Origin of the sequence: Cellulomonas hominis (genome assembly GCF_005239125.1) — a bacterium.
GTDB classification, from domain to species: domain Bacteria; phylum Actinomycetota; class Actinomycetes; order Actinomycetales; family Cellulomonadaceae; genus Cellulomonas; species Cellulomonas hominis_A.
The window spans coordinates 1-1,992 of record NZ_SZYE01000319.1 but is presented as its reverse complement, the minus strand read 5'-3'; the positions used below and the strand labels follow the sequence as shown (position 1 = coordinate 1,992).

The following is a 1,992-nucleotide window of genomic DNA, read 5'->3' as shown; positions in this document are numbered from 1 at the left end:
CCTGGCGCGGTCGGGCGGCGACGTGCTGCTCGTCGCGGTCGCGGTGCTCGCGGTGCTGCGGCTGCGCGCGGGCGGGCCCGAGGACGCGGTGCGGGTGCTCGCGCCGGTGCTCGCGCTGGTCGCGGCCTCGGTCGTCCTGCTGCGCGTCGTCCCGCTGCTGGCACGTCCCGCGGAGCGGCTCGCGCGGCGGTCGCGGCGGTTCGTGCTGCCCCTGGCCGCGCTCGACGTGGCGCGCCGGCCCCGGGCCGCGGTCGCGCTGCTGCTCCTCGTGCTCGCCGCCGCGGGCGCGACGTCCGCCGCGGGCTGGGCCGCGACGTGGTCCCGGTCGCAGGCCGAGCAGGCGCAGGCGCTGGTGCCGGCCCCGGTGGTCGCGGCCGACGTCCCGGGGTCGCCCACGGAGCAGGGCGCGCTGGTGCGGGGCGCGACCCGCGGTGCGGCGCTGCCGGTGACCGACCGGGTCACGGGCTTCGGCACCCTCGCGGCGGCCGGTCCCGAGGACGCCGAGCCCCGCCTGCTCGCCGTCGACACCGACGCCGCGACGTTCGCCGGCCGGCTGCCGGAGGGGATCACCTGGCCGGCCCTGACGGCCGGGCTGGCGCCGGACGGGGACGACCTCGCGGCGGCGCTGCCGTTCCCGGCGGGTGCTCCTCTCGCCGTGCGGGTGTCGGGGACGGCCGGGGGCGAGCACCCGCTGTCGGTCACGCCGACGCTCGTCCTGGACGACGGCCACGGCGTGCGGGTGCGCGCCGCGGGGGACCGGGTGCCGCTCGACGGCGCGGAGCACGCCGTGCCTCTGACCGCGCCCGGGGGGTTCGCCGCACCGGACGGCGGGGCGCGGGTGCTCGCGGTCACGCTGCAGGTGCACACCGACGCCGTGCTGGCGGAGGGCGAGGGCGGGCTCGCCGACGTCGCGGTCGCCGTGCGGTGGGACGGCGGTGGCGGCGACGCGGCCGGCGCGGCCGGGGACGACGGGGCGGGGCCCGGCGGGACGGGTGGGTCGGGCGGCTGGTCCGCGCGGCCGACCGCGGCCACGCTCGGGAACCAGTCGCTCACCGACCCCGCCGTGGCCGTCGGGCCGGGCGTCGTGCGCGGCACCGGTGAGGTCGACGTGTCCCGGGCGTCGTACCTGCCGACCGTGCTCGTGCTCACCGCCTTCCCGCCCGCCGACGTGCTGCCGGTGCTCGTGACCCAGGACCTCGCGTCGGCCGCCGGGCTCGCGCCGGGAGACCCGCTCCAGGTCGCGGTCGGCGGGACGCCGCTGCCCGCGACGGTCGCGGCGGTCGCGCCGTACCTCCCCGGTGCGGTGGACGGGCCGGCGGTCCTCGCCGACGTGCGCACCCTCGACCGGGTGGCGACCGGGCAGGCCGAGGCCACCTCGCTGGTGGACGCCTGGTGGCTCCCCGCGGACGCCGACGTCGCCGCGCTGCGCGACGCCGGCGCGGCCGTGACCACCCGGGCCGGTACGGCCGAGGAGCTCCGGGCCGGCCCGCTGCGCGTCGGGGTGCTCGCGGCGCTCGGGCTGCTGGTGGTCGCCGCGGTCGCGCTCGCGCTGGTGGGCGCCGCGCTGCACGCCGCGGAGACCGCGGAGGACCGCGGGCCGGAGGTGGCGCGGCTGCTCGCGGTCGGGGCGTCGCCCCGGGCGGTCGCCGCCGTCTCCGTCCTGCAGCACGTGGCGGTGGACGTCCTGGCGGTCGTGGCGGGCACCGCCGCCGGGGCCGCCGTCGCCCGGGCGCTCGCGCCGGCGCTGACGATCTCCGCGACCGGCGGCCGACCCGTGCCGGAGGCGGTGGCCGTGTGGTCCTGGCCGGCGGCGGCCGGCATCGCTGCGGTGCTGCTCGCCGGGTCGGCCGCGGTGGTGCTCCCGGTGGTGACCGGTCTGGTGCGGCGGGCCTCCGCCGCGCACCTGCGCCTGGGGGACGCCGAGTGACCGGCCGGCACCGGGTCCGGGCGCCCCGGCGGCGCGCGGGTCTCGACCTGGCGACGCTGCCGCGG

Annotated in this window: 1 pseudogene; it reads left to right on the top strand. The window is 81.7% G+C overall.

Annotated elements, in window-relative coordinates:
* Positions 1-1,927: pseudogene (locus FA014_RS20365) on the top strand (hypothetical protein); the annotation flags it as partial.
* Between the last annotated feature and the right edge of the window lie 65 nt (positions 1,928-1,992).